Genomic DNA, 22,490 nt, shown 5'->3' with positions numbered 1-22,490 from the left:
ATATATTTGTACTACTTTTGTGGAATAAATGTTTAATTTAATGTATAGATGGAACTAAACGCATCATATAAATTCCTTGACAAAATTGATAGTCCTGAAGACCTTCGTAAACTTCCTATAGAAAAATTACCTGAAGTTTGCCATGAGCTTCGTGAAATGATTATAGACGAACTTTCACGCAATCCGGGACATTTCGGTTCAAGCTTGGGAGTAATAGAACTGACCGTCGCATTACATTACACATTCAGCACACCATACGACCGTATTGTATGGGATGTCGGTCATCAGGCATACGCTCATAAGATACTGACAGGAAGACGTGATAGATTCTGTACAAACAGAAAACTTAACGGACTTGCACCTTTTCCATCGCCAGCAGAAAGTGAATACGATACATTCACGTGCGGACACGCTTCAAACTCCATATCTGCAGCATTGGGAATGGCTGTGTGTTCAAATCTGAAAAAGGAATCAGACAGACACATTGTTGCCGTTATTGGCGACGGTTCAATGAGTGGAGGATTGGCGTTCGAAGGATTAAACAATGCTTCAGCTACCCCAAACAACCTCCTCATTATACTGAACGATAACAATATGGCTATTGACAGAAGTGTTGGAGGAATGAAACAATACCTGCTCAATCTGCATACGTCCGAAGGCTATAATCGTTTCCGCAATGTCATGTCCAGACAAATGGCAAAGTGGGGACTACTAACTGATGAAAGAAAAAAAGCAATCATACGGTTCAACAACAGCCTGAAATCGTTACTCATGCAACAGCAAAACATATTCGAAGGCTTGAACATCAGATATTTCGGTCCTATAGACGGACATGACACTTTTTCATTAATAAAAGTCCTAAATGAGATTAAGGACATGAGTGGACCGAAACTATTACATATACATACCATAAAAGGCAAAGGATATAAACCTGCGGAAGAATGTGCCACAGAATGGCATGCTCCTGGTAAATTCGACAAAACTACAGGAGAAAGAATTAAGACATCATCAGATGGTATTCCTCCTTTATATCAGGAAGTGTTTGGTAATACTCTTCTAGAGTTGGCACAAGATAATCCGAAAATTGTAGGAGTAACACCCGCAATGCCTTCAGGATGTTCAATGAACATAATGATGAAGGAAATGCCACAAAGAGTTTTCGATGTAGGAATAGCAGAAGGTCATGCTGTTACTTTCTCAGCCGGAATGGCAAAAGATGGACTAACTCCATTTTGTAATATATATTCCACATTTATGCAAAGAGCATACGATAATGTAATACATGACGTCGCCATACAGAAACTAAACGTAATAATGTGTCTTGACAGAGCAGGACTTGTAGGCGAAGATGGAGCAACACACCATGGAATATTTGATATTGCATACATGAGGATTATACCTAACCTTACAGTGGCAGTTCCCATGGATGAACATGAATTGAGAAAACTCATGTATACAGCACAATTGCCAGATATGGGGCCGTTTGTTATAAGATATCCACGTGGAAGAGGACAAATTATAGACTGGAAGTGCCAATTTGAAAATATTCCTATAGGAAAAGGAAGACTTCTTAAAGAAGGAAAGGATATAGCAGTGATCTCTGTTGGACCAATTGGATATAAAGCACAAAAAGCAATAGAAAGAGTAGAAAAAGACAGATCATTAAGTATTGCACATTATGATTTGAGGTTCGTTAAACCTCTGGATGAAGAAATGCTTACCTCAATAGGAAAAAAATTCAGTAAAATTATAACGGTTGAAGACGGTATCCTTGCTGGTGGAGCGGGATGTGCGATAATGGAATTTATGTCTGACAGTTGTTTTAATAAAGGAATCACAATTAAAAGAATAGGTATAAACGATTGTTTCGTACAGCATGGTTCCGTAGATGAATTATATAAAATATGCGGACTTGATGAAGAAGGTATTTATAGTTCGATTGTTCAATTGGCTGATGATAAACGATAACTAACAATATAATAAAACTTGAATAAAGATAATATATAATGAAAATAATAATAGCAGGTGCGGGAGCCGTTGGTACACATCTGGCAAAACTCCTAGCAGGAGAAGATCAAGACATAATTCTGATAGACGAAAATCAGGAAAGATTGGGGAAAATGAGCAGTAATTTGGACATGATGACTGTAAATTATTCACCTACTTCTATAAACGGGCTAAAAGAGGCGGGAGTTGCAGGTGCAGATTTGTTTATAGCTGTAACTCCAGATGAAAGCAGAAATATGACAGCCTGCATGCTTGCCAACAATCTTGGTGCACAGAAAACTGTTGCCAGGATTGACAATTATGAATACCTATTGCCTAAACATAAGGAATTTTTCAGCGGTCTCGGAGTTCATTCACTAATCTACCCTGAGATGTTGGCTGCCAAAGAAATTGTAGACGCCGTAAGAATGAGCTGGATAAAACAGTGGTGGGAATTCGCTGGTGGCTCACTTATCATGATAGGTGTAAAAATGAGAGAACAAGCTGAAATACTGAATGTTCCGTTTCATGAACTAGGAGGACAAGGTATACCTTTCCATATTGTAGCTATAAAAAGAGGAAATGAAACAATTATACCTAGAGGTGATGATTTTGTAAAACTGAACGATATTGTTTATTTCACTACTACAAAAAAATATATACCATATATCAGAAAAATATCAGGACGAGAAAACGAAGCTGACGTAAGAAGTGTCATGATAATGGGAGGAGGAAGAATAGCAGTACGTACTGCACAATACCTGCCAGAATATATGAAAATCAAGATAATTGAGATTGATGAAAGCAGATGTAACAGACTTACGGAAGTAGTGGACGATGATGTAATGGTCATAAACGGAGATGGACGTGACATGGAACTTCTCATTGAAGAAGGAATTAAAAATACCGAAGCTTTTGTTGCATTGACAGGCAATTCTGAAACTAATATATTGGCATGTTTGGCAGCCAAACGTATGGGAGTAAGCAAAACTGTGGCTGAAGTAGAGAATGTAGACTATATAAGTATGGCTGAAAGTCTTGATATAGGTACAGTAATTAACAAAAAATACATAGCAGCAAGCCATATATATCAGATGATGTTAAAAGCAGACGTATCAAACGTTAAATGCCTTACTTTTGCTAATGCAGATGTGGCAGAATTCATTGTAAAAGAAGATTCCAGAATCACTAAAGCACCTGTAAAAGATATAGGTCTACCAAAAGGCGCTACAATTGGAGGACTTATAAGAAATGGTGAAGGAATACTTGTAACCGGTAACACAACAATACAGAAAGACGACCATGTTGTAGTATTCTGTTTGGGAGCTATGATAAAAAAATTAGAGAAATATTTTGGATAATATGTTTTTTAACATAAAAATAATCATCTTTACTCAAAATATATTCTAACTTTGCAAACGTGATTGAATAAGGTAATAGTTTTTATATGAATTATTGGTTGAAGGTTATATTTATAGGCATAATATCTTGCTTATTATTGCAAGGGATGAAGGAAGACATTTCTTCCGTTTGCGAAGAAGGAATATGCCATGAAAATATACTATCAGCTAGCAATGAAAATTGTATGTCATTTGAAGAATCATCATCTGACATTTACCTTATACGTACTATAAACCATATTCTCAAATCAAGATATGCAGATTTATTAATACCAGTATGCTTCATTCCTACTGGTGTAAAGGATAATAATGACAATAAATCTATACTGACAATAACCGGTGGGTTACAAAGAAATAATATCACGTATAAATATTATAGTATAGACACAAAACATTGTACGGATTGTCATAATCAGATTCATTCTCCAAAAGATTATTACATATATACATTAGGAAAAATCATAATTTAGATTTTACCCAATGATTGTTTGTCTCCATATTTTAGATATGGAGACAAACCGTGTACGCACACAGTCTAAATAACATGTTATGTTATCGCAAATAAATAACTAAAACAAATAAATCATGTATTTTATTTTTTTAATTGTAGTGATTCTCACGGCAATTGCCTTGGTTGTTGCAGCCATGACTATTGCCAAACTAATCGCCCCCCGTTCATTCAATCCCCAGAAAGGTGAGCCATACGAGTGTGGTATCCCTACGAGGGGTGAATCGTGGGTTAAATTCAAAGCCGGCTACTACCTCTTTGCCATTCTCTTCCTGATGTTCGACATTGAGACGGTGTTTCTGTTTCCATGGGCAGTGGTAGTGGCCCGCACGGGAGTATACGCACTATGTGGAGCCGCATTCTTCGTGGCGGTTCTTATTTTGGGCCTGGCATACGCCTGGCGGAAAGGAGCGCTGGAATGGAAGTGAAAAAACGCGCGGAAATACGATCAATGCAGTATGACGAGTTCCGGAATAATGACTATCTGGAACGCATGGTGGACCAGCTGAACCGCGACGGAGCGGGAGTGATAGTGGGCAAGGCCGACGAGCTGATAAACTGGGGAAGGAGCAATTCGCTGTGGTCGCTCACATTCGGAACCAGCTGTTGCGCCATAGAGTTCATGGCCCTGGGAGCCGCACGCTATGACATGGCGAGGTTCGGATTCGAGGTGACACGCAACTCGCCGCGACAGGCGGACATGATAATGGTGCTGGGAACTATAACCTACCGCATGGCGCCGGTGCTGAAACGTCTGTATGACCAAATGGCCGAACCAAAATACGTGGTGGCCGTGGGCGGATGCACCATAAGCGGAGGGCCCTTCAGGCGGTCGTATCATGTGGTGAACGGTATAGACCGGATAATACCGGTGGACGTGTTCATTCCGGGATGTCCTCCGCGTCCGGAGGCTTTCTATTACGGAATGATGCAGCTTCAGAGAAAAATCAAGGTGGAACGCTTCCTGGGCGGAGCGAACCGCAAGCAGGACACGCCGCAATCTGAAAAGGCGGCAAAAACAGACAGGGAGGAAAAACTATGAGTACAGACATCGTTACACCGGTCGGGGCGGAAGACTTCTACAGCGTGGCTTCCGGACTGAGACATGACACCACGGAGCCTATGGACTATCTGCGCGACATCGTAGGCATGGACTGGGGAGAAGAAGGACTGGGCGCGCTGTATTATCTGGAAAGCACTTCCACGGGCCGGCGCTGTGTGCTGAAGGTTGTGGCTGCAGAGAGGGAGAAGGCCTTTGACTGCGGCGGAGAGAGACTTGCGTTTCTGCCGTCGGTGTGCAGCCTGTGGCAGACGGCACGCATAAAGGAGCGCGAGGTGTTCGATTTCTTCGGCATACGCTTCACGGGCAATCCGGACATGCGGCGCCTCTTCCTGCGCGAGGACTGGAAGGGATATCCCCTGCGCAAGGACTATGATATGGATTCAAACGGGCTGAACATGGAGAACGAGGTGAACGCCGACGTGACGGAGGAATACACCCTGCGTCCGGACGGAACTGTGGAAGGAAGGGAGAATGTGGTGTTCGGCAGCGACGATTTCGTGGTGAACATCGGTCCGCAGCATCCTTCCACTCATGGCGTGCTGCGATTGCGCACGTCTGTCGACGGCGAGAACATACGCCGTGTGGATCCTGTGCTGGGATATATCCACCGCGGCATTGAGAAGATGAACGAGAGCCTTACCTATCCGCAGACTCTGGCTCTGACGGACAGGCTTGACTATCTGAGCGCTCATCAGAACCGTCATGCGCTGTGCATGTGCATAGAGCAGGCGGCGGGAATAGAGATTCCGGAGCGTGCGCAGTACATCCGCACCATAATGGACGAGCTGCAGCGCATCGACTCGCATCTGCTGTTCTACTCGTGTCTGGTTATGGATATGGGGGGGCTGACTCCTTTCTTCTACGGATTCAGGGAGAGGGAGATGATTCTCGACATCATGGAGGAGACTACGGGCGGACGCCTGATTCAGAACTACAACGTGATAGGCGGTGTGCAGGCCGATCTGCATCCCGACTTCTGCCGGAAGGTGAAGGAGTTTATCGGGCATCTGCGCGGCGTGATAAAGGATTATCACGACATCTTCACGGGGAACGTGATAGCAAGGCAACGTCTTGTGGGAGTGGGAGTACTCTCGCGCGAGGATGCGATATCGCTTGGCGCCACGGGCGGAACAGGACGTGCCTCGGGCTGGAGTAACGACGTGCGCAAGCATCATCCGTATGCCATGTACGGCAAGGTGGATTTCCGCGAGATAACACGCACGGAGGGCGACTCGTTTGCGCGCTACATGGTGCGTATGGACGAGATTATGGAATCGTGCCACATCATAGAACAGCTCATCGACAATATCCCGGAAGGGGATTTCCGCACGAAGACAAAGGCGGTGATAAAGCTGCCTGAAGGGAATTTCTCCACTTCGGTGGAAAGCAGCCGTGGCGAGTTCGGGGTGATGCTGGAGAGTCATGGCGACAAGTATCCGTACCGCCTGCATTACCGCTCTACGGGATTGCCTCTGGTGGACGCCATGGACACCGTGTGCCGCGGACAGAAGATTGCCGACCTGATAGCGATAGGCGGTACGCTGGACTTTGTGATTCCGGATATCGACAGGTAGATAATTGAACAACTCATTTTTAATTATTAATTATTAATTGAACAACATGTTTGACTATTATAATCTTGAGCCGCTCCTGATGTGGATTCACTCTGCCATGTGCAGCATGATGCCTGAATGGCTGGCATTCACTATAGAGGGTATCGCCGTGGGGGTGTTCATCATGGTGATGTATGCCGTACTGGCTATTATCCTTATTTACATGGAGCGTAAGGTATGTGCGGCTTTCCAGTGCCGCATCGGACCGGACCGTGTGGGTGGTCGTGGAGGACTCCTGCAGGTGCCGGCCGACGTTATAAAGATTCTGACCAAAGAGATTATCTCGCTGAAAAACTCGGACAAGTTTCTGTACGGGCTTGCCCCGTTCCTGGTGATCATGGCGTCTATTCTGACATTCTCGTGCCTGCCATGGAACAAGGGGGGAGAAATCCTGCACATGAACATTGGTATTTTCTTTGTGCTTGCCGCATCGTCTATAGGCGTGCTGGGAATTCTGCTGGCAGGCTGGAGCAGCAACAGCAAGTATACACTGATAGGGGCCGTGCGAAGCGGAGCGATGATTATCAGCTACGAGCTTTCCATAGGTCTGAGCGTACTGACCATGGTCATCCTGTGCGGAACAATGGACATCCAGGAGATCGTGGCCTATCAGGAGAACGGATGGAACATTTTCAAAGGACACATTCCGGCCGTGATGGCTTTCATCATCTATCTGATAGCCGGCAATGCCGAAGCAAACCGCGCGCCGTTCGACCTGGCCGAGGCGGAACAGGAACTGACGGCGGGCTACCACACCGAATACTCGGGTATGCACTTCGGATTCTTCTATCTGGCCGAATATCTTAACCTCTTCATTACGGCGGGCATCGCGGTGACACTTTTCTTCGGAGGCTGGATGCCGCTGCACATCGCCGGGCTGGACGGATTCAACACCGTGATGGACTACATACCCGGAGTGATATGGTTCGTGGGAAAGACTTTCTTCGTGGTGTTCCTCCTGATGTGGATCAGATGGACTTTCCCACGCTTGAGAATTGACCAGGTGCTTATCCTGGAGTGGAAGTATCTGATGCCTCTGTCGCTGCTGGTGCTGCTGGTGATGACTGTGATGAAGGTGTTCGGACTGGTATTTTAATAATCTAAAAACTGAAAAAATGAGTACTTTTAAAGATTATATAAGCGGATATGTATCCGGTGTGAAAAGCCTGCTCGTGGGTATGCGTACGTCGATGAAGGTGTTCATACAGAAAAATGTGACAGAACGCTATCCCGAGAACAGACATACCACTCTGTACATCCCGGAACGTCACCGCGCCATGCTGGTGATGCCCAAGGACGAAAACGGGAATAACAGATGTGTGGCGTGCGGATTGTGTCAGATGGCATGCCCTAACGGCACTATAAACATAACAAGCGAGACCCGCGAAACTGAAGACGGAAAGAAAAAGAAGGTCCTGCTGAAATATGAATACGATCTGGGGGCGTGCATGTTCTGCCAATTGTGCGTGAACGCGTGTCCGCACGACGCGATCCGTTTCAGCAACCATTTCGAAAACGCCGTGTTCGAAAGAGAAAAGCTGGTGATGACTCTTAATGAGCCATCGGTCAGCGAAGCTAACCAACGGTCAGCGAAGCTAATAATTAATAATGAATAATTAATAATGGGTGGATGATATTCTGACTAATAGTGAGGAACAATGACATCAACCAATTATTAATTATTAACTTTTAATTTTTAATTTACAAACATGTTTTCACTTTTTGAAATAGCATTCTATGTAGTGGCACTGTGCATAATTGTTTTCTCCGTACTTGCCGTCACTACCAACAGTATCCTGCGTTCGGCCACTTATCTGCTGTTCGTGCTGCTTGCCACCGGAGGCATATACGCCATTTTGGGCTACACCTTCCTGAGTGCCGTACAGCTAATGGTATATGCCGGGGGTATCATCGTATTGTATGTGTTCTCAATACTGCTGACACGTTCGTCGGGAACAATGAAGTATAAAATAGGCCGTGGCAAGATGATAAGCGTACTGCTTACTACTCTTGTGGGCATGGCACTGGTGATGTTCCTTATCGCCACAAACGGATTCGCCCTGAACATCATTCCCCAGGGAGTGGAGCTGCCGGTGGAGAAAATCGGCGAAGCGCTCATCGGAACAGAAAAATATCAGTTCGTACTGCCTTTCGAGGTAATGAGCGTACTGCTGCTGGCATGTATGATAGGCGCGATTATGATAGCCAGAAAAAGAAACTAAAAACAAAGGATTATGGAAATAGAAGTACACGTTATACATTATCTGGTGATAAGCACCGTGATGCTGTTCTGCGGAATATACGGTTTCTTCACAAGAAAAAACCTGCTGGCTCTGCTTATCTCGGCCGAACTTATGCTTAATGCCACAAACATCAACTTTGCCGTATTCAACAGATATCTCTTTCCGGGACAGCTGGAAGGACATTTCTTCAGTCTGTTCGGCATTGCAATCGCCGCCGCGGAAACAGCTGTGGCAATAGCTATAATAATCAATGTATATAGAAATATCAATAAGATTCTGACTGATGATATTTCTGAAATGAAGGGATAAAAACAAGAGAAATATGGAATATACAATACTTATACTGGCTCTGCCGGTACTGAGCTTTCTGGTCCTGGCCCTGGCAGGTATGAAAATGCCTCACAAAGTGGCAGGAGCAATAGGAACACTCTCGCTGGCAGCTATAACAGTTCTGAGCTATATCACAGCTATCGGCTATTTCGGCGCGCCACGTACTGACGAAGGATTGCTGCCTGTCTCCACTCCCTGGAACTTCCGGTGGCTGCCGTTCACTGAATCGCTGCACATCGATATGGGTATCATGCTGGACCCTATCTCGGTAATGATGCTGGTTGTCATAACTACAGTATCTCTCATGGTGCACATCTACTCTTTCGGGTACATGAAAGGAGAACGCGGATTCCAGCGTTACTACGCATTCCTGTCGCTGTTCACATTCTCTATGCTCGGACTGGTGGTTGCGACAAATATCTTCCAGATGTACGTATTCTGGGAATTGGTGGGAGTTTCATCCTATCTGTTGATAGGTTTCTATTATACCAAGCCTGAGGCTATAGCTGCCTCCAAGAAAGCTTTCATCGTTACACGTTTTGCCGATCTGGGATTCCTCATCGGTATCCTTATTTACGGCTATTACATGCAGACTTTCACTTTCACTCCTTCCGAAGAGCAACTCATGAAGGCAGGCATGGTGTTGCCTTGTGCACTGGGACTGATGTTCGTGGGTGGCGCAGGAAAGAGTGCCATGTTCCCGCTACACATCTGGCTGCCGGATGCAATGGAAGGCCCTACTCCTGTATCTGCACTGATTCATGCGGCTACAATGGTTGTGGCAGGTGTGTATCTTGTGGCCAGAATGTTCCCTCTGTTTATAGGATTTGCTCCACAAACTCTACATTGGATAGCTTACATCGGAATGTTTACCGCTTTCTATGCGGCTACAGTGGCATGTGTGCAGAGCGATATCAAGCGTGTGCTTGCGTTCTCGACAATATCACAAATAGGTTTCATGATGGTGGCTCTGGGTGTATGTACCGGTCTTGACCCGCACGAAGGCGGATTGGGATATATGGCATCAATGTTCCATTTGTTCACTCACGCCATGTTCAAGGCACTACTCTTCCTTGGTGCAGGCTGTGTGATTCATGCTGTTCACAGCAATGAGATGAGCTATATGGGAGGATTGAGGAAATATATGCCTGTCACTCATATTACATTTCTGATAGCTTGTCTTGCCATTGCCGGCATTCCTCCATTCTCAGGATTCTTCTCGAAGGATGAGATTCTTGCGGCATGTTTCCGTTTCAGTCCAGTAGCCGGATGGATAATGACAATAATCGCCGGAATGACGGCTTTCTATATGTTCCGTCTGTATTATTGCATTTTCTGGGGAAAAACAAATGACAACTATGCTCACCATACTCCGCACGAAAGTCCTGTGGTAATGACCTTGCCTCTGATGATTCTTGCGGCTATCACCATTGTTGCGGGCTGGATAATGCCTTTCGGACATTTTGTTTCAAGCAACGGACACGCATACGACATCCACATTGATACAACTGTAGCGGCTACAAGCATTATCATAGCTGTTATTGCCATACTGATTGCTACATGGATGTACGCCGGACAGACTCAGCCTGTGGCAGACATGCTCCAGAAGAGGTTCAGCCGTCTGCATTACGCAGCATACCGCCGTTTCTTCATGGACGAGCTTTGGCTGTTTGTCACAAAGAAAATTATATTCCGCTGCATCTCTACTCCGCTTGCGTGGTTCGACCGACACGTAATCGACCAGTTCATGAACTTCATGGCTTGGGGAACAAACGCGGCCGGAGAAACCGCACAACCTATACAAAGCGGAAAAATTCAGACTTACACAATGTGGTTCCTGGGAGGTATCATCATCCTTACAGCAGCACTGATAATGTTATAGGAGACAAGACTTCTTTTCTGTTACAAGACTTCTGTTACAAGGTTTAAGTTACAAGGGGACAAGCTTCTCCAGCCGGACTGCGACCTCATCAACTAAAAAGATCTTGTCAACTCGTCAACTAAAAACTAAAAAACTAAAAAAAATGAATATATTAAGTTTATTTGTAATCATCCCTCTGGTAATGCTGCTGGGCCTGTGGCTGGCGAAAGGCATAAATCAGGTAAGAGCGGTTATGGTGGCGGGTTCCACCATGTTGCTGGGATTGTCAGTATGGCTCACTGTAGCATATATAGGCCTGAGAAACGGAGGAGCTACAGAAGAAATGCTGTTTACAGCAAGCACACCATGGTATGAGCCACTGAATATATGCTATTCGGTAGGAGTAGACGGTATCTCTGTAGTAATGCTACTGCTAAGCTCCATAATAGTATTCACCGGCACGTTTGCTTCGTGGCGTCTGCAGCCGATGACAAAAGAATATTTCCTATGGTTCACTCTCCTCAGTACCGGAGTTTTCGGTTTCTTCATTTCTACAGACCTCTTCACCATGTTCATGTTCTACGAGGTGGCGCTCATCCCAATGTACCTGCTCATCGGAGTGTGGGGAAGCGGAAAGAAGGAATATGCAGCCATGAAGCTTACCCTGATGCTCATGGGTGGCTCGGCATTCCTGCTTATAGGTATTCTGGGCATATACTATGGTGCCGGAGCCGAAACAATGAATATTCTTGAGATAGTAAATCACAAGATACCAACAGAATTCCAGCGTATCTTCTTCCCGCTGATATTTATCGGTTTCGGTGTGCTGGGAGCTCTTTTCCCGTTCCACACATGGAGCCCTGACGGTCACGCGTCGGCCCCTACCGCCGTATCTATGCTTCATGCCGGTGTATTGATGAAACTTGGCGGTTACGGATGTTTCCGCATTGCTATGTATCTCATGCCTACAGGTGCCGCCATTTGGGGAGATTTCTTCCTCGTGCTTACTACTATCTCAGTAGTGTACGGAGCATTCAGCGCCGTGGTTCAGACAGACCTGAAATATATCAATGCCTATTCATCAGTGAGCCACTGCGGTCTGGTTCTTTTCGCGCTTCTGATGATGACCAAAGTAAGCGCTACAGGAGCAATCCTTCAGATGCTCAGCCACGGACTTATGACAGCACTGTTCTTCGCCCTTATCGGTATGATTTACGGCAGAACACACACACGTGACATCCGCCAGCTGAGAGGTCTGATGAAGATTATGCCTTTCCTTGCAGTGGGATACGTCATTGCCGGCCTTGCCAACCTCGGTCTTCCCGGATTGAGCGGTTTCATTGCCGAAATGACAGTATTTGTAGGTTCTTTCCAGAATCCGGACAACTTCCACCGTGTATGCACTGTAATCGCCACAATGAGTATTGTGATTACAGCAGTGTATATCCTCCGTGTGGTAGGAAAGATTCTTTACGGAACTTGCGAGAATCCGGAACATCTTAAACTTACAGACGCCACATGGGACGAACGCTTCACCGTGATATGCCTTATAGCCGCTGTAGCCGGACTGGGACTTGCGCCGTTCTGGGTAAGCGACGTAATAAGCCACAGTGTTGAACCTATTATTTCGGCAATAGTGAGATAATTAACAATGAATAATTAATAATTAAAAATGGGTGGATGCTATCAATTTTAATTATAAACTCTTAATTATTAATTGAGCAACATTCTTAATTATTAGTTTTTAACTTTTAATTCATAACTGATAAACATGTTTCAATTTATACCAATGCAGGCAGAAATCGGTCTGGCAGTCTTTATGGCAATAATCCTTCTGGCTGACCTGATCATGAAAGAGCCGCATCACAAGACATTGCAGACAATGGCTTGTACACTGCTGGTGATACAAATCATTCTGAACATACAGCCGTCGGCCGGAGAATATTTCGGCGGAATGTACCACTGCACCCCGATAGCATCTATAGTAAAGACAATACTCACAGCAGGAACACTGCTCGTGTTCATGCAGGCAGGCGAATGGATATCCTCGCCGGATTCGCGCCACAAGGCAGGCGAGTTCTACGTCATAACAATGAGCACTCTGCTGGGAATGTACTTCATGGTAAGCGCGGGAAGCTTCATAATGTTCTATGTAGGCCTTGAGCTTGCCAGCATCCCAATGGCATGCCTTATATCGTTCGACAAGTGGAAACACCACAGTGCCGAGGCAGGAGCAAAGTTCATACTGAACTCTATGTTCTCGTCAGGACTCATGCTGTACGGACTCTCGCTGATTTACGGCACATGCGGAACAACCTATTTTGCCGACATGACTGCCAGCATCACCGGCACACCACTGCAGATACTGGCCATGGTATTCTTCTTCGCGGGGCTGGGATTCAAGCTGAGCCTCGTCCCGTTCCACAACTGGACTCCGGACACATACCAGGGAGCGCCTACTGCAGTTGCCGGATATCTGTCGGTAATATCTAAAGGCGCCGCCGCCTTCGCCCTCATGAGCATACTGACGAAAGTATTCGCACCAATGTCCGACCGCTGGGAGCTGATGCTCAGCATAGTGATTGTCATCACGATAACACTGGCAAATATCTTTGCCATACTTCAGGACAACATGAAGCGTTTCATGGCCTACAGTAGTATCTCGCAGGCCGGCTACATCATGCTGGCAGTAATGGCAGGCAACACCCAGGGAACAACTTCGATGATATACTACATCACAGTATATATTGTAGCCAATCTGGCCGTGTTCGGTGTGATAGGAGCAATAGAGAGACACACCCTGGGCGAGAACTATGACAATGCGAACAATGTAGAAGGCGAACATCCCGAGAATGCGCTTTCACGTTCGGAAGAGACAGTGAAATCGGAATATGCCGTAAGCCGCGGTGCATACGCAGGACTCTACCGCACAAATCCCGGACTTACCCTGATAATGACTCTTGCCATGTTTTCCCTTGCCGGAATACCGCCGTTCGCCGGATTCTTCAGCAAGTTCTTCGTATTCGCGTCCGCTTTCAATGCCGGCCACTGGCTGGTAGTGTTCCTGGCGCTTGTCAACACCGTGATTTCACTCTACTACTATCTTCTTGTAGTAAAAGCCATGTACATCACTCCTAACGACAATCCGCTGCCATACTTCCGCAGCCCGCTGGCTACACGCATATCACTGGTAGTATGCCTGGCCGGAATAGTCCTGCTCGGACTGCTGAGCAGCGTATACGGAGGAATCGAAAAGATAGCCGGAATCTGATCCGCCGCATCCCGTACTCCGGGGAAACAATAATCAAACCATATCATACGGCCACAAACCGGATGAATGATAAAACGCCGAAGGAACTCTGATATCCTCCGGCGTTTTATGCTTAGACAAAAACCAATGTAACCGATATGTAACCGATACGTAAACACATTATAAACAAATGGAAACATCCAAGTAACACCGCTGCCATAATTTTGCCCTCGAAAACAAAAGGGTAAAAAGAATGAATGACATTAAGAAACTGATGCTTATATCTCCGGTGTTGATGACAGCAGTGACAGCACAGGCCATTGATTTCAAGGGAGTGATAATTGACAAAGCTACGGGCGAGCCGCTAATCGGGGCGACAGTACAGATAGAAGGAACCACAACCGGCGTGGTGACAGACATCGACGGTAAGTTCGAGATTAAAAACGTCGCAGACAAAGATGTACTGATAATCCAATACGTAGCCTACGAGACCCGAAGAATAACAGTCGACAAAAATGTAAAGGGGGAAACAGTAATAGCATTGAACACCGACAACCAGCAACTGGACGAGGTGACAGTGGTGGCAAAGAAAAACCTTGAGGGAGAACGCGCACTGATGATGGAGAGACAGAAATCGAGCGTGGCGATAGAGAACCTCGGTGCAAAGGAGATGAGCACAAAAGGTATTTCGAACGTGGCCGAAGGCGTGAAAAAGATATCAGGAATATCAATCGCATCGGCAGGACAGATAATAGTGCGCGGTCTGGGCGACAGATACAGCACCACCACACTGAACGGACTTCCGATAGCATCGCCTAATCCGGACAACAAACTTATCCAGCTCGACATATTCCCTACATCCACAGTAAAGAACATCACAGTGAGCAAGGTATATGAGGCAAACACTTTCGCCGACTATTCCGGAGCGCACATCGATATAGGTACAAAAGAACAGACAGGCGAAAATTTCTTCAACATTTCATTCAATACAGGCGGCAAATTCAATACTCTGGGCCAGGATATGTACCGCATGGATCACGAAGGCACTCTCTTCAGAACTCCAAAGCTGAACAGCACATATACAGAAATGGATCTGACAGATTTCGAAGATTATGCCCGCCACAACAAGCTTTTCAACACCACATTCGACGTATCGAAAAGAAAAGCCCTGCCTGAGTTCGGAGGAAACATAGGCTTCGGAAAGAACTTCGACCTGGCAGGAAACAACCTGAGCGTGCTGGCATCCATAGGCGTGAGCAACGGACAGCAGCTGATGAAGGACGCATACGTACGCACACTTGAAGCCACAGGAAACACACTGAACAACTTCTCGTACGACAGCTATACCAACGAACTGAAGCTGGCCTCACTTGCCAGCATAGGCTACTCGTTCAGAAAGCAGGACCTGCTGAGCTACACATTCTTCTACGCCCGCAACGCCTCGGACACATACATGCGCCGCGAGGGTGTGGACTACGAAGACCACAATCTGATAGGCAGCAACAGCGTGTCGCACATCTACAGCCTGCAGAACCACCAGCTTAGCGGAAAGCACTACATAAAGGACGCATGGAGCATCAACTGGAGCGGCTCGTACAGCAAGACATCGAGCGCCGAACCGGACAGACGCCAGGTGATGTTCGAAGTGCAGGACGACAACTCGCTGGAGCTCTTCAAGCTGAACCGCCAGGAGACGATGAGATACTTCGGATCGCTGGACGAAAACGAATGGGTGGCAAACCTCATGAGCGACTATAAATTCGGCGACAGCAACAAGATACAGGCCGGAGTGACCTATAAGGACAAACAGCGCGACTACAAGGCCACACGCTTCTACTACAACCTGAACAAACTGAACCCTACAATCACAGACATTTATAATCCGAGCGACTATATCAATCAGGAGAACATCGAGAACGAACTGCTCACCATCAATCTGGTGAACCAGCCGAAAGACCAGTACCGTGCAGGCAACAGCATCATTGCCGGATACCTCCTTGCCGACTACTATCCGATAGAGTCTCTTCTTCTAAACCTCGGAGTGAGATATGAATACTCACGCCAGTGGGTTGACTACCACACCGACGGCGGACGCCCCGAGAGAAGCGAGCTGAACACAGGTGACCTCTTCCCGGCAGCCAACTTCCGCTATCAGATGAACAGCGACAACAGCCTGCGCTTCTCATTCTCGCGCACAGTGACCCGCCCGTCGTTCATCGAGATGGCCCCGTTCCTCTATCAGGAATCATACGGCGCGTCGCAGATACGTGGTAACGCTGACCTGCAGAACGGCTACAACTACAACTTTGACCTCCGCTACGAGCTCTTCCGCCAGAACGGCGACATGCTTTCCGTAACCGCCTACTACAAGCACCTTGAGAGCCCGATAGAAAGAATCCAGGAACTCTCAGGAGGAGCCACAGTACAGTCGTTCCGAAATGCCGACAACGGTATGGCAGCAGGAGTGGAAGTGGAATTCCGCAAGGAGATAGTCAAAGACCTGCGCCTGGGAGCAAACGCATCATATATGTACACCAACGTGAAACTGCCCGAAGGCGGAGTCTACACCAACGCCCAGCGCGCCTTGCAGGGAGCATCGCCATATCTGGTCAATGCCGACCTGACCTACAGCCCGCGCATAGACGATGACAGACAGATATCAGCCGCCCTACTCTACAACCTTCAGGGCCCCCGCATACACACAGTAGGTATCTCAGGCCTTGGCGACGTAAAGCAGCAAGCCGTCCACACACTGAACTTTGCCGGAAGCATGAAGCTGAACAGCCGCGTATCGGTAAAACTCCAGGTCAACGACCTGCTCAACCAACCGGTAATCTTCCGTCAGGAGGTACCGAAGACAGGCGAGACACTGGAAGTGGAAAAATTCAAACGTGGAAGCAGCTTCGAAATAGGAGTTTCGTACACACTATAAGAGAAAAACCTGACTAAGGCGATAAGAAACAAACCTGACTAAGGTAAATTGAATAAGATAACATCAAAAACATTTCAAAATTAAAACTGTTTATGAAAAAGAATTGGAAACTTGCCACTCTTGCACTGGCAACCACAGGAATGATGCTCACAACAGCATGTACCGACGACACTATCGGCGACGACGGCAACGGCGACATCGCCAACAATATCCTGAACGCCGACATCACAGAAGACGTGACTCTGAAAGCAGGCGAAACCTACACCCTCGACGGAGGTATCCACGTAAAGAACGGAGCCACCCTGAAGATTGAGCCGGGAGTAAAGATCGAGGCAAAACACGACAATAAAGTAGACTATATCCTCGTAGAGCAGGGAGCCAAAATCGATGCGCAGGGTACAGCCTCACAGCCCATTGTAATGACATCCGAGAAGAAAGAAGCCGGAGCATGGGGCGGACTTCACATCTGCGGATACGCACCCACAAACGTAGGAACAGGCACATCAGAAATCGGTGACGCCACATACGGAGGCGACCGTGCCGACGACAACTCCGGCGTTCTGAAATATGTCCGCATGGAATACACCGGCTATGCCTTCAGCGAAGACAAGGAATCGAACGGTATCACATTCTACGGTGTGGGCAGCGGCACCACAGTAGACTACGTCCAGGCCTTCATGGGTTCCGACGACGGTTTCGAGTTCTTCGGCGGTTCGGTAAATATCCGCCATGCGGTAGTGACCGACTGCAGCGACGACTCCTTCGACTGGACAGAAGGCTGGAACGGCAAAGGCCAGTACCTCGTGGCATACCAGGGCAGCAAGGACGAGATAGGCTACGACTGCGACTGCCTGATGGAATGCGACAACCACAGCACCAACTTCGAAGCCACCCCGACGTCATTCCCTACACTGGCCAACGTAACCCTTGTGGGAAACGGCGGAGAGAAACAGGGCGTACGCCTTCGTGCCGGAACAAAGGTCAATCTCTATAACACCATCATCACAGGCAAGGGACAATGCCTCACAGTAGAAACCGCACCTACAGAAAACGCCCTGAAGAACGGCGAGTCAAAGCTCAACTACGTCACTATAGGTTCAGGTTTCACAAGCAAGGAAAACATCTACACACAGAGTGACTTCCTCTCTGAAGGAAATAACAACGAAGTGAAAGATCTTGGCCCAACGCTTAAATCATTCTACGTCGGTACCGCCGAAGGAGGCCGGAATATGAGCACAGCAGATTCATTCTTCGATGCCGCAGAATATCGCGGAGCCGTTCCGTCGGACAACGACTGGACAGCAGGCTGGACTGCGGCCAGCGGTTCCAAACCACAGGAGATAGAAGAACTTAAAGGGGTAGTGACATCAGATGTCACATTGGCTGCAGGAAAGACATATTATCTGACAGGCGACTACACAGTGAAAAGCCCTGCCACACTCACCATAGAAGAAGGAGTGACAATCATTGCCAAACATGACAACATTGTAGACTACATCCTCGTGGAACAGGGAGCCAAAATCAATGCTACAGGTACTGCCGAAAAACCTATCGTAATGACTTCGGAAAAGAAGGAAGCCGGAGCATGGGGCGGACTTCACATCTGCGGAAAAGCGCCAATCAACGTACAGGGCGGCAAGGGAACATCCGAGATAGGTGACGCGGCATACGGTGGCGACGACGCGGCCGACAACTCAGGAAAATTGAGCTACATCCGTCTGGAATACACCGGCTATGCCTTCAGCGAAGACAAGGAAGCCAACGGAGTGACATTCTACGGAGTGGGCAGCGGAACCACAGTAGATCATCTGCAGGCATACCGCGGTTCTGACGACGGTTTCGAATTCTTCGGAGGAACAGTCTGCGTGAAATACATGATAGCCACAAGCTGCAGCGACGACTCGTTCGACTGGACAGAAGGATGGTGCGGCAAAGGCCAGTTCATGGTGGCATACCAGGAAAACGAAAAGTCATTGGGCTATGACTGCGACTGCCTGATGGAATGCGACAGCAACGACAAGGACAACTCGCTTACACCTGTCTCACATCCAAAATTGTCGAACCTGACACTTGTGGGCAACGGCAGCGACAGCCGTGGAGTACGCCTGCGTGCCGGCACCGAAGTAGAACTCTACAATGCCATAATCACAGGCAAGGAGCAGCCTCTCACTGTGGAAACCGTAAACACTGAAAACGCGCTGAAAAACGGAATATCCCGATTGAACTACGTAGAGATATCAGGAGTATTGTCATCAAAACAGAACATCTATACCAACGAACTTTTCGTGAAAGCCGAAGGCAACAAGACAAACGCCACTTTCACTCTTGAAAACAAGTTCATCGGCACAACAGACGGAGGAAAAGACATGTCGGCCGACTCATTCTTCACAAAAACCAATTACAAGGGAGCCGTTCCGTCCGGCGACAACTGGACCGCAGGATGGACTCTCTGATCCTCCAGAAACACGGAAATACACATATCCCCACGGGAAAACACACACCGGGACCGCCACCACACTGTGCGACGGTCCCGGTTCTTTTGTCAGAAAATTCTCCAAACCTAGGTCACGGTAAAGAATTTTGACGTATCTTTACGTCCGTAATCATAACCTGATAAAACCATATAATTATGTATCCACTCAAATTCAATCCCATCCTGAAATCAACAATATGGGGTGGCGACAAAATCATTCCATTCAAGCACCTTGACTGCACACAGCAGAACGTAGGCGAAAGTTGGGAAATATCCGATGTCCCCGGCGACGAATCGGTAGTAGCAAACGGGACTGATGCCGGAAAGAACCTGACCCAAATGGTTCAGGAATATAAAGGAGCCCTGGTTGGTGAATCAAACTACACACGCTTTGGTGGCAAGTTTCCGCTTCTGATAAAATTCATCGATGCTCAGGACGATCTTTCCATTCAGGTTCACCCTGACGACGAGCTCGCCATGCAGCGACACAACTCCATGGGCAAGACCGAGATGTGGTACGTGATAGACAATGCCGGAGGCCGCGCACACCTGCGCTCAGGCCTGAGCCGCAGCATCACACCGGAACAGTACGAACAGATGATAGCCGACAATACCATTTGCGACGCGCTGGCAGACTATGCCGTCCGTCCCGGCGATGTGTTCTTCCTCCCTGCAGGACGAATCCACAGCATCGGAGCCGGATGTTTCATAGCTGAAATACAGCAGACTTCCAACATCACTTACCGGATATACGACTTCAACCGTAAGGACAAGAACGGCCGCACACGCGAGCTGCACACCGAACTCTCAAAAGAGGCAATCGATTACAGTGTGGAACAAGACTACCGTACCGCTTACACTCCATGCAAGGACCGTCCTGTAGACCTGGTTTCATGCCCATATTTCACTACATCAGTATATCATCTTTCGCAGCAGATGACCGTGGATTATTCAGAACTCGATTCATTTGTCATCTATATCTGCATGGAAGGATCATGTTCCATAAAAGACGATGAAGGAAACAGCATCCGCATGCAGGCAGGCGAATCAGTTCTTTTCCCGGCCACAACCAAGAATCTTGAAGTGATGCCCGAAGGCGAAGTCAAGTTCCTTGAGACTTACGTATAACATATCATAACAGGAAACAATCCCCCCACGAGGGGATTGTTTCTTATTCTATCCACCTGACACAAACCGGAGCTTTGGCCGGTATCCTTTTTCCTGTATCGACAGGCATTCCCGTATCCTTATCCACTTCGTATATTTCTATAGCATTCTCATCGCGACATGCCACAAGAATATACCTCCCGTTTGGAGTAATGGCGAAATTGCGCGGATGCTTTCCCGTCGGGCAATAACCTGTACGTTCTATTTTGCCTGTCTCGGCAGAAACTCTGAACACTGCCAGTCCGTCCCCCTTTATACGGCAGGATGCATAAAGGAATCTTCCGTCGGGCGACAAATGTATATCAGCACTTCCCTCTCCTCCCGCCGTATCGGCCTTTACTGTCTGGATTATCTCTGCCATACCGCCGTCTTCCGTATCAAGCACCACAACATCGCCGCTCAGCTCGGTTATCACGTATGCACGCTTCCCGTCCGGATGAAAACACATATGCCGCGGTCCGCTACCGCCAGGCAACACTATATCTTCCTCACCCGCATATGTATAATCGTCCGCACGAATCACCCTTATTCTGTCAGTGCCCAAATCGCATGCCCAGAGGCGTGTACTGTCAGGCGAATAATACACCGAATGAATGTGTGGCTTCTCCTGTCTGGAAGGATGTACGCCCCTACCCCGGAAATTCAGGACTTTCCGCCGCGCCACATTTCCACTGCCGTCGGCACCAAACACCGTCAGGCTTCCGCCGGAATAATTCGCAGTGAAAGCCACGCCCCTCTTCCCGTCAGCCATAACGAAACACGGCGAAGAGCCAAGAGTCTTGTCATGCCCTGCCACGGCCAGCGTCATGCTGCCGGGACTATACTTCAGCGCATAGATATAAGAATCGTCACCTCCACCTTCAGCCACTGAGTATATGATATTGCCGGCGGTCAGTCCGGAAAGAAACGAAGGATTAGATATTCCGCTGATACCTCCCTTGCAGGCATAGCCGGCATCATCCTGCGAGAATGTGAATATCCTGACGCCTTCCTCATTCTGCGGGGAATAGCTGCCGGTAACGAACACCAGCGAATCCTGATTTGCGGAGTCCGCCCCCCTTCCTTTGTTATTTACCGGTGTACATCCCATAAACAGCAACGAAGCGGATAAGAAAAAAATTTGGTTCCTTTTATTCATGATATTAAGGGTTAAGAAATATGTTGAGTGGGCAAAAATATATATTTTATCTATAGGAATTGGTACTTAGAGAGTTTTTTATTATTTTTGCAGACAAATTAATACTAACGTCTGGGCTTGTTTGGTTTTGACAGCGAGAGATGTGGTATGTAAGCATGCAGTGCGTCAGTGATTTGCACTATAATCTCAGTTACTGAACAATTATCTGGCAACGAAAACTATGCTCTCGCTGCTTAATCGAAGTACAGTAGATTAGCTTTATTTCTGTCACAGTGACAGAAACGAGACATCGCTCAAAAGCTCTTGTTCCGAAGCGTTTGATATAGCGGTGCAGCAAAATCGGGAATAGCTTGAGTCTTGTCCTGCGGCTCCGGTGAAATTTAAGGACTAAGGTATAAGTGGGTGGCTCTGGTCTTGCTTATGCACGAAAACCGAAGGCAGAGATAAGCATGTAGAAAGCATATGGCTTCCTTGTTTGGACGAGGGTTCGACTCCCTCCAGGTCCACGAAGTAATCACCCGATTTT

17 protein-coding genes and 1 other RNA gene are annotated in these 22,490 nt (G+C 47.2%); 17 read left to right on the top strand and 1 reads right to left on the bottom strand.

The window, feature by feature from the left end; translation table 11 throughout:
• Positions 1–48: 48 nt before the first annotated feature.
• From dxs to Q0486_RS11435, 16 genes are all read left to right on the top strand, one after another.
• Positions 49–1,968, top strand: a complete 1,920-nt coding sequence (gene dxs / locus Q0486_RS11510; RefSeq protein ID WP_299233349.1) for a 1-deoxy-D-xylulose-5-phosphate synthase — start codon at positions 49–51, stop codon at positions 1,966–1,968.
• 38 nt (positions 1,969–2,006) lie between these two features.
• The gene (gene trkA, locus Q0486_RS11505) at positions 2,007–3,347 is read left to right on the top strand and encodes a Trk system potassium transporter TrkA (protein WP_299233346.1); all 1,341 of its coding nucleotides are present in this window, start codon (positions 2,007–2,009) and stop codon (positions 3,345–3,347) included.
• Between the two features lie 146 nt (positions 3,348–3,493).
• Positions 3,494–3,856 carry a hypothetical protein gene (locus Q0486_RS11500; RefSeq protein ID WP_299233344.1) on the top strand — a complete coding sequence of 121 codons (363 nt, stop codon included), beginning with the start codon at positions 3,494–3,496 and terminating at the stop codon, positions 3,854–3,856.
• A 115-nt stretch (positions 3,857–3,971) separates the two neighbouring features.
• Positions 3,972–4,322: an NADH-quinone oxidoreductase subunit A gene (locus tag Q0486_RS11495; RefSeq protein WP_299233342.1), complete on the top strand. Its 351-nt coding sequence runs from the start codon at positions 3,972–3,974 to the stop codon at positions 4,320–4,322.
• Entirely contained in the window at positions 4,313–4,936 is a 624-nt protein-coding gene (locus tag Q0486_RS11490; protein WP_299233340.1) for an NADH-quinone oxidoreductase subunit B, read from the top strand. The genes Q0486_RS11495 and Q0486_RS11490 overlap by 10 nt, the downstream gene beginning before the upstream one ends.
• A complete protein-coding gene (locus tag Q0486_RS11485; RefSeq protein WP_299233338.1) occupies positions 4,933–6,531 on the top strand; it encodes an NADH-quinone oxidoreductase subunit C in 1,599 nt (532 codons plus the stop codon). Before Q0486_RS11490 ends, Q0486_RS11485 begins: the two co-directional genes overlap by 4 nt.
• A gap of 46 nt (positions 6,532–6,577) precedes the next feature.
• On the top strand, positions 6,578–7,666 hold the full coding sequence (nuoH, locus tag Q0486_RS11480; protein ID WP_299233336.1) for an NADH-quinone oxidoreductase subunit NuoH: 1,089 nt from the start codon (positions 6,578–6,580) through the stop codon (positions 7,664–7,666).
• 19 nt (positions 7,667–7,685) lie between these two features.
• A complete protein-coding gene (locus tag Q0486_RS11475; RefSeq protein ID WP_299233333.1) occupies positions 7,686–8,186 on the top strand; it encodes an NADH-quinone oxidoreductase subunit I in 501 nt (166 codons plus the stop codon).
• A gap of 93 nt (positions 8,187–8,279) precedes the next feature.
• On the top strand, positions 8,280–8,792 hold the full coding sequence (locus Q0486_RS11470) for an NADH-quinone oxidoreductase subunit J (RefSeq protein WP_299233332.1): 513 nt from the start codon (positions 8,280–8,282) through the stop codon (positions 8,790–8,792).
• 12 nt (positions 8,793–8,804) lie between these two features.
• Positions 8,805–9,122 (top strand): NADH-quinone oxidoreductase subunit NuoK, encoded by a 318-nt coding sequence (gene nuoK / locus Q0486_RS11465; RefSeq protein ID WP_235339033.1) that lies wholly within the window; start codon positions 8,805–8,807, stop codon positions 9,120–9,122.
• A 13-nt stretch (positions 9,123–9,135) separates the two neighbouring features.
• Entirely contained in the window at positions 9,136–11,025 is a 1,890-nt protein-coding gene (nuoL, locus tag Q0486_RS11460) for an NADH-quinone oxidoreductase subunit L (RefSeq protein ID WP_299233326.1), read from the top strand.
• A 142-nt stretch (positions 11,026–11,167) separates the two neighbouring features.
• Entirely contained in the window at positions 11,168–12,649 is a 1,482-nt protein-coding gene (locus Q0486_RS11455) for an NADH-quinone oxidoreductase subunit M (protein ID WP_299233323.1), read from the top strand.
• A gap of 174 nt (positions 12,650–12,823) precedes the next feature.
• Positions 12,824–14,275, top strand: coding sequence for an NADH-quinone oxidoreductase subunit N (locus Q0486_RS11450; RefSeq protein ID WP_299233548.1), 1,452 nt, complete (start codon positions 12,824–12,826; stop codon positions 14,273–14,275).
• A gap of 253 nt (positions 14,276–14,528) precedes the next feature.
• Complete coding sequence (locus tag Q0486_RS11445) at positions 14,529–17,186, top strand: TonB-dependent receptor (protein WP_299233545.1); 2,658 nt, start codon at positions 14,529–14,531, stop codon at positions 17,184–17,186.
• 1,229 nt (positions 17,187–18,415) lie between these two features.
• Complete coding sequence (locus Q0486_RS11440; protein ID WP_299233542.1) at positions 18,416–19,639, top strand: hypothetical protein; 1,224 nt, start codon at positions 18,416–18,418, stop codon at positions 19,637–19,639.
• 176 nt (positions 19,640–19,815) lie between these two features.
• Complete coding sequence (locus Q0486_RS11435) at positions 19,816–20,787, top strand: type I phosphomannose isomerase catalytic subunit (RefSeq protein ID WP_299233316.1); 972 nt, start codon at positions 19,816–19,818, stop codon at positions 20,785–20,787.
• Positions 20,788–20,830: 43 nt separating this feature from the next.
• On the opposite strand, the gene Q0486_RS11430 is transcribed toward Q0486_RS11435, so the two are convergent.
• Positions 20,831–21,964: a lactonase family protein gene (locus Q0486_RS11430; protein ID WP_299233314.1), complete on the bottom strand. Its 1,134-nt coding sequence runs from the start codon at positions 21,962–21,964 to the stop codon at positions 20,831–20,833.
• Positions 21,965–22,077: 113 nt separating this feature from the next.
• Here Q0486_RS11430 and ssrA point away from each other — a divergent pair.
• Positions 22,078–22,473: a transfer-messenger RNA gene (ssrA, locus tag Q0486_RS11425) on the top strand.
• Positions 22,474–22,490: the final 17 nt, after the last annotated feature.

Source organism: uncultured Bacteroides sp., assembly GCF_937912035.1.
Classification (GTDB): domain Bacteria; phylum Bacteroidota; class Bacteroidia; order Bacteroidales; family Bacteroidaceae; genus Phocaeicola.
Note: the sequence above shows the minus strand (reverse complement) of the source record. Positions and strands in the feature narration are given on the sequence as shown.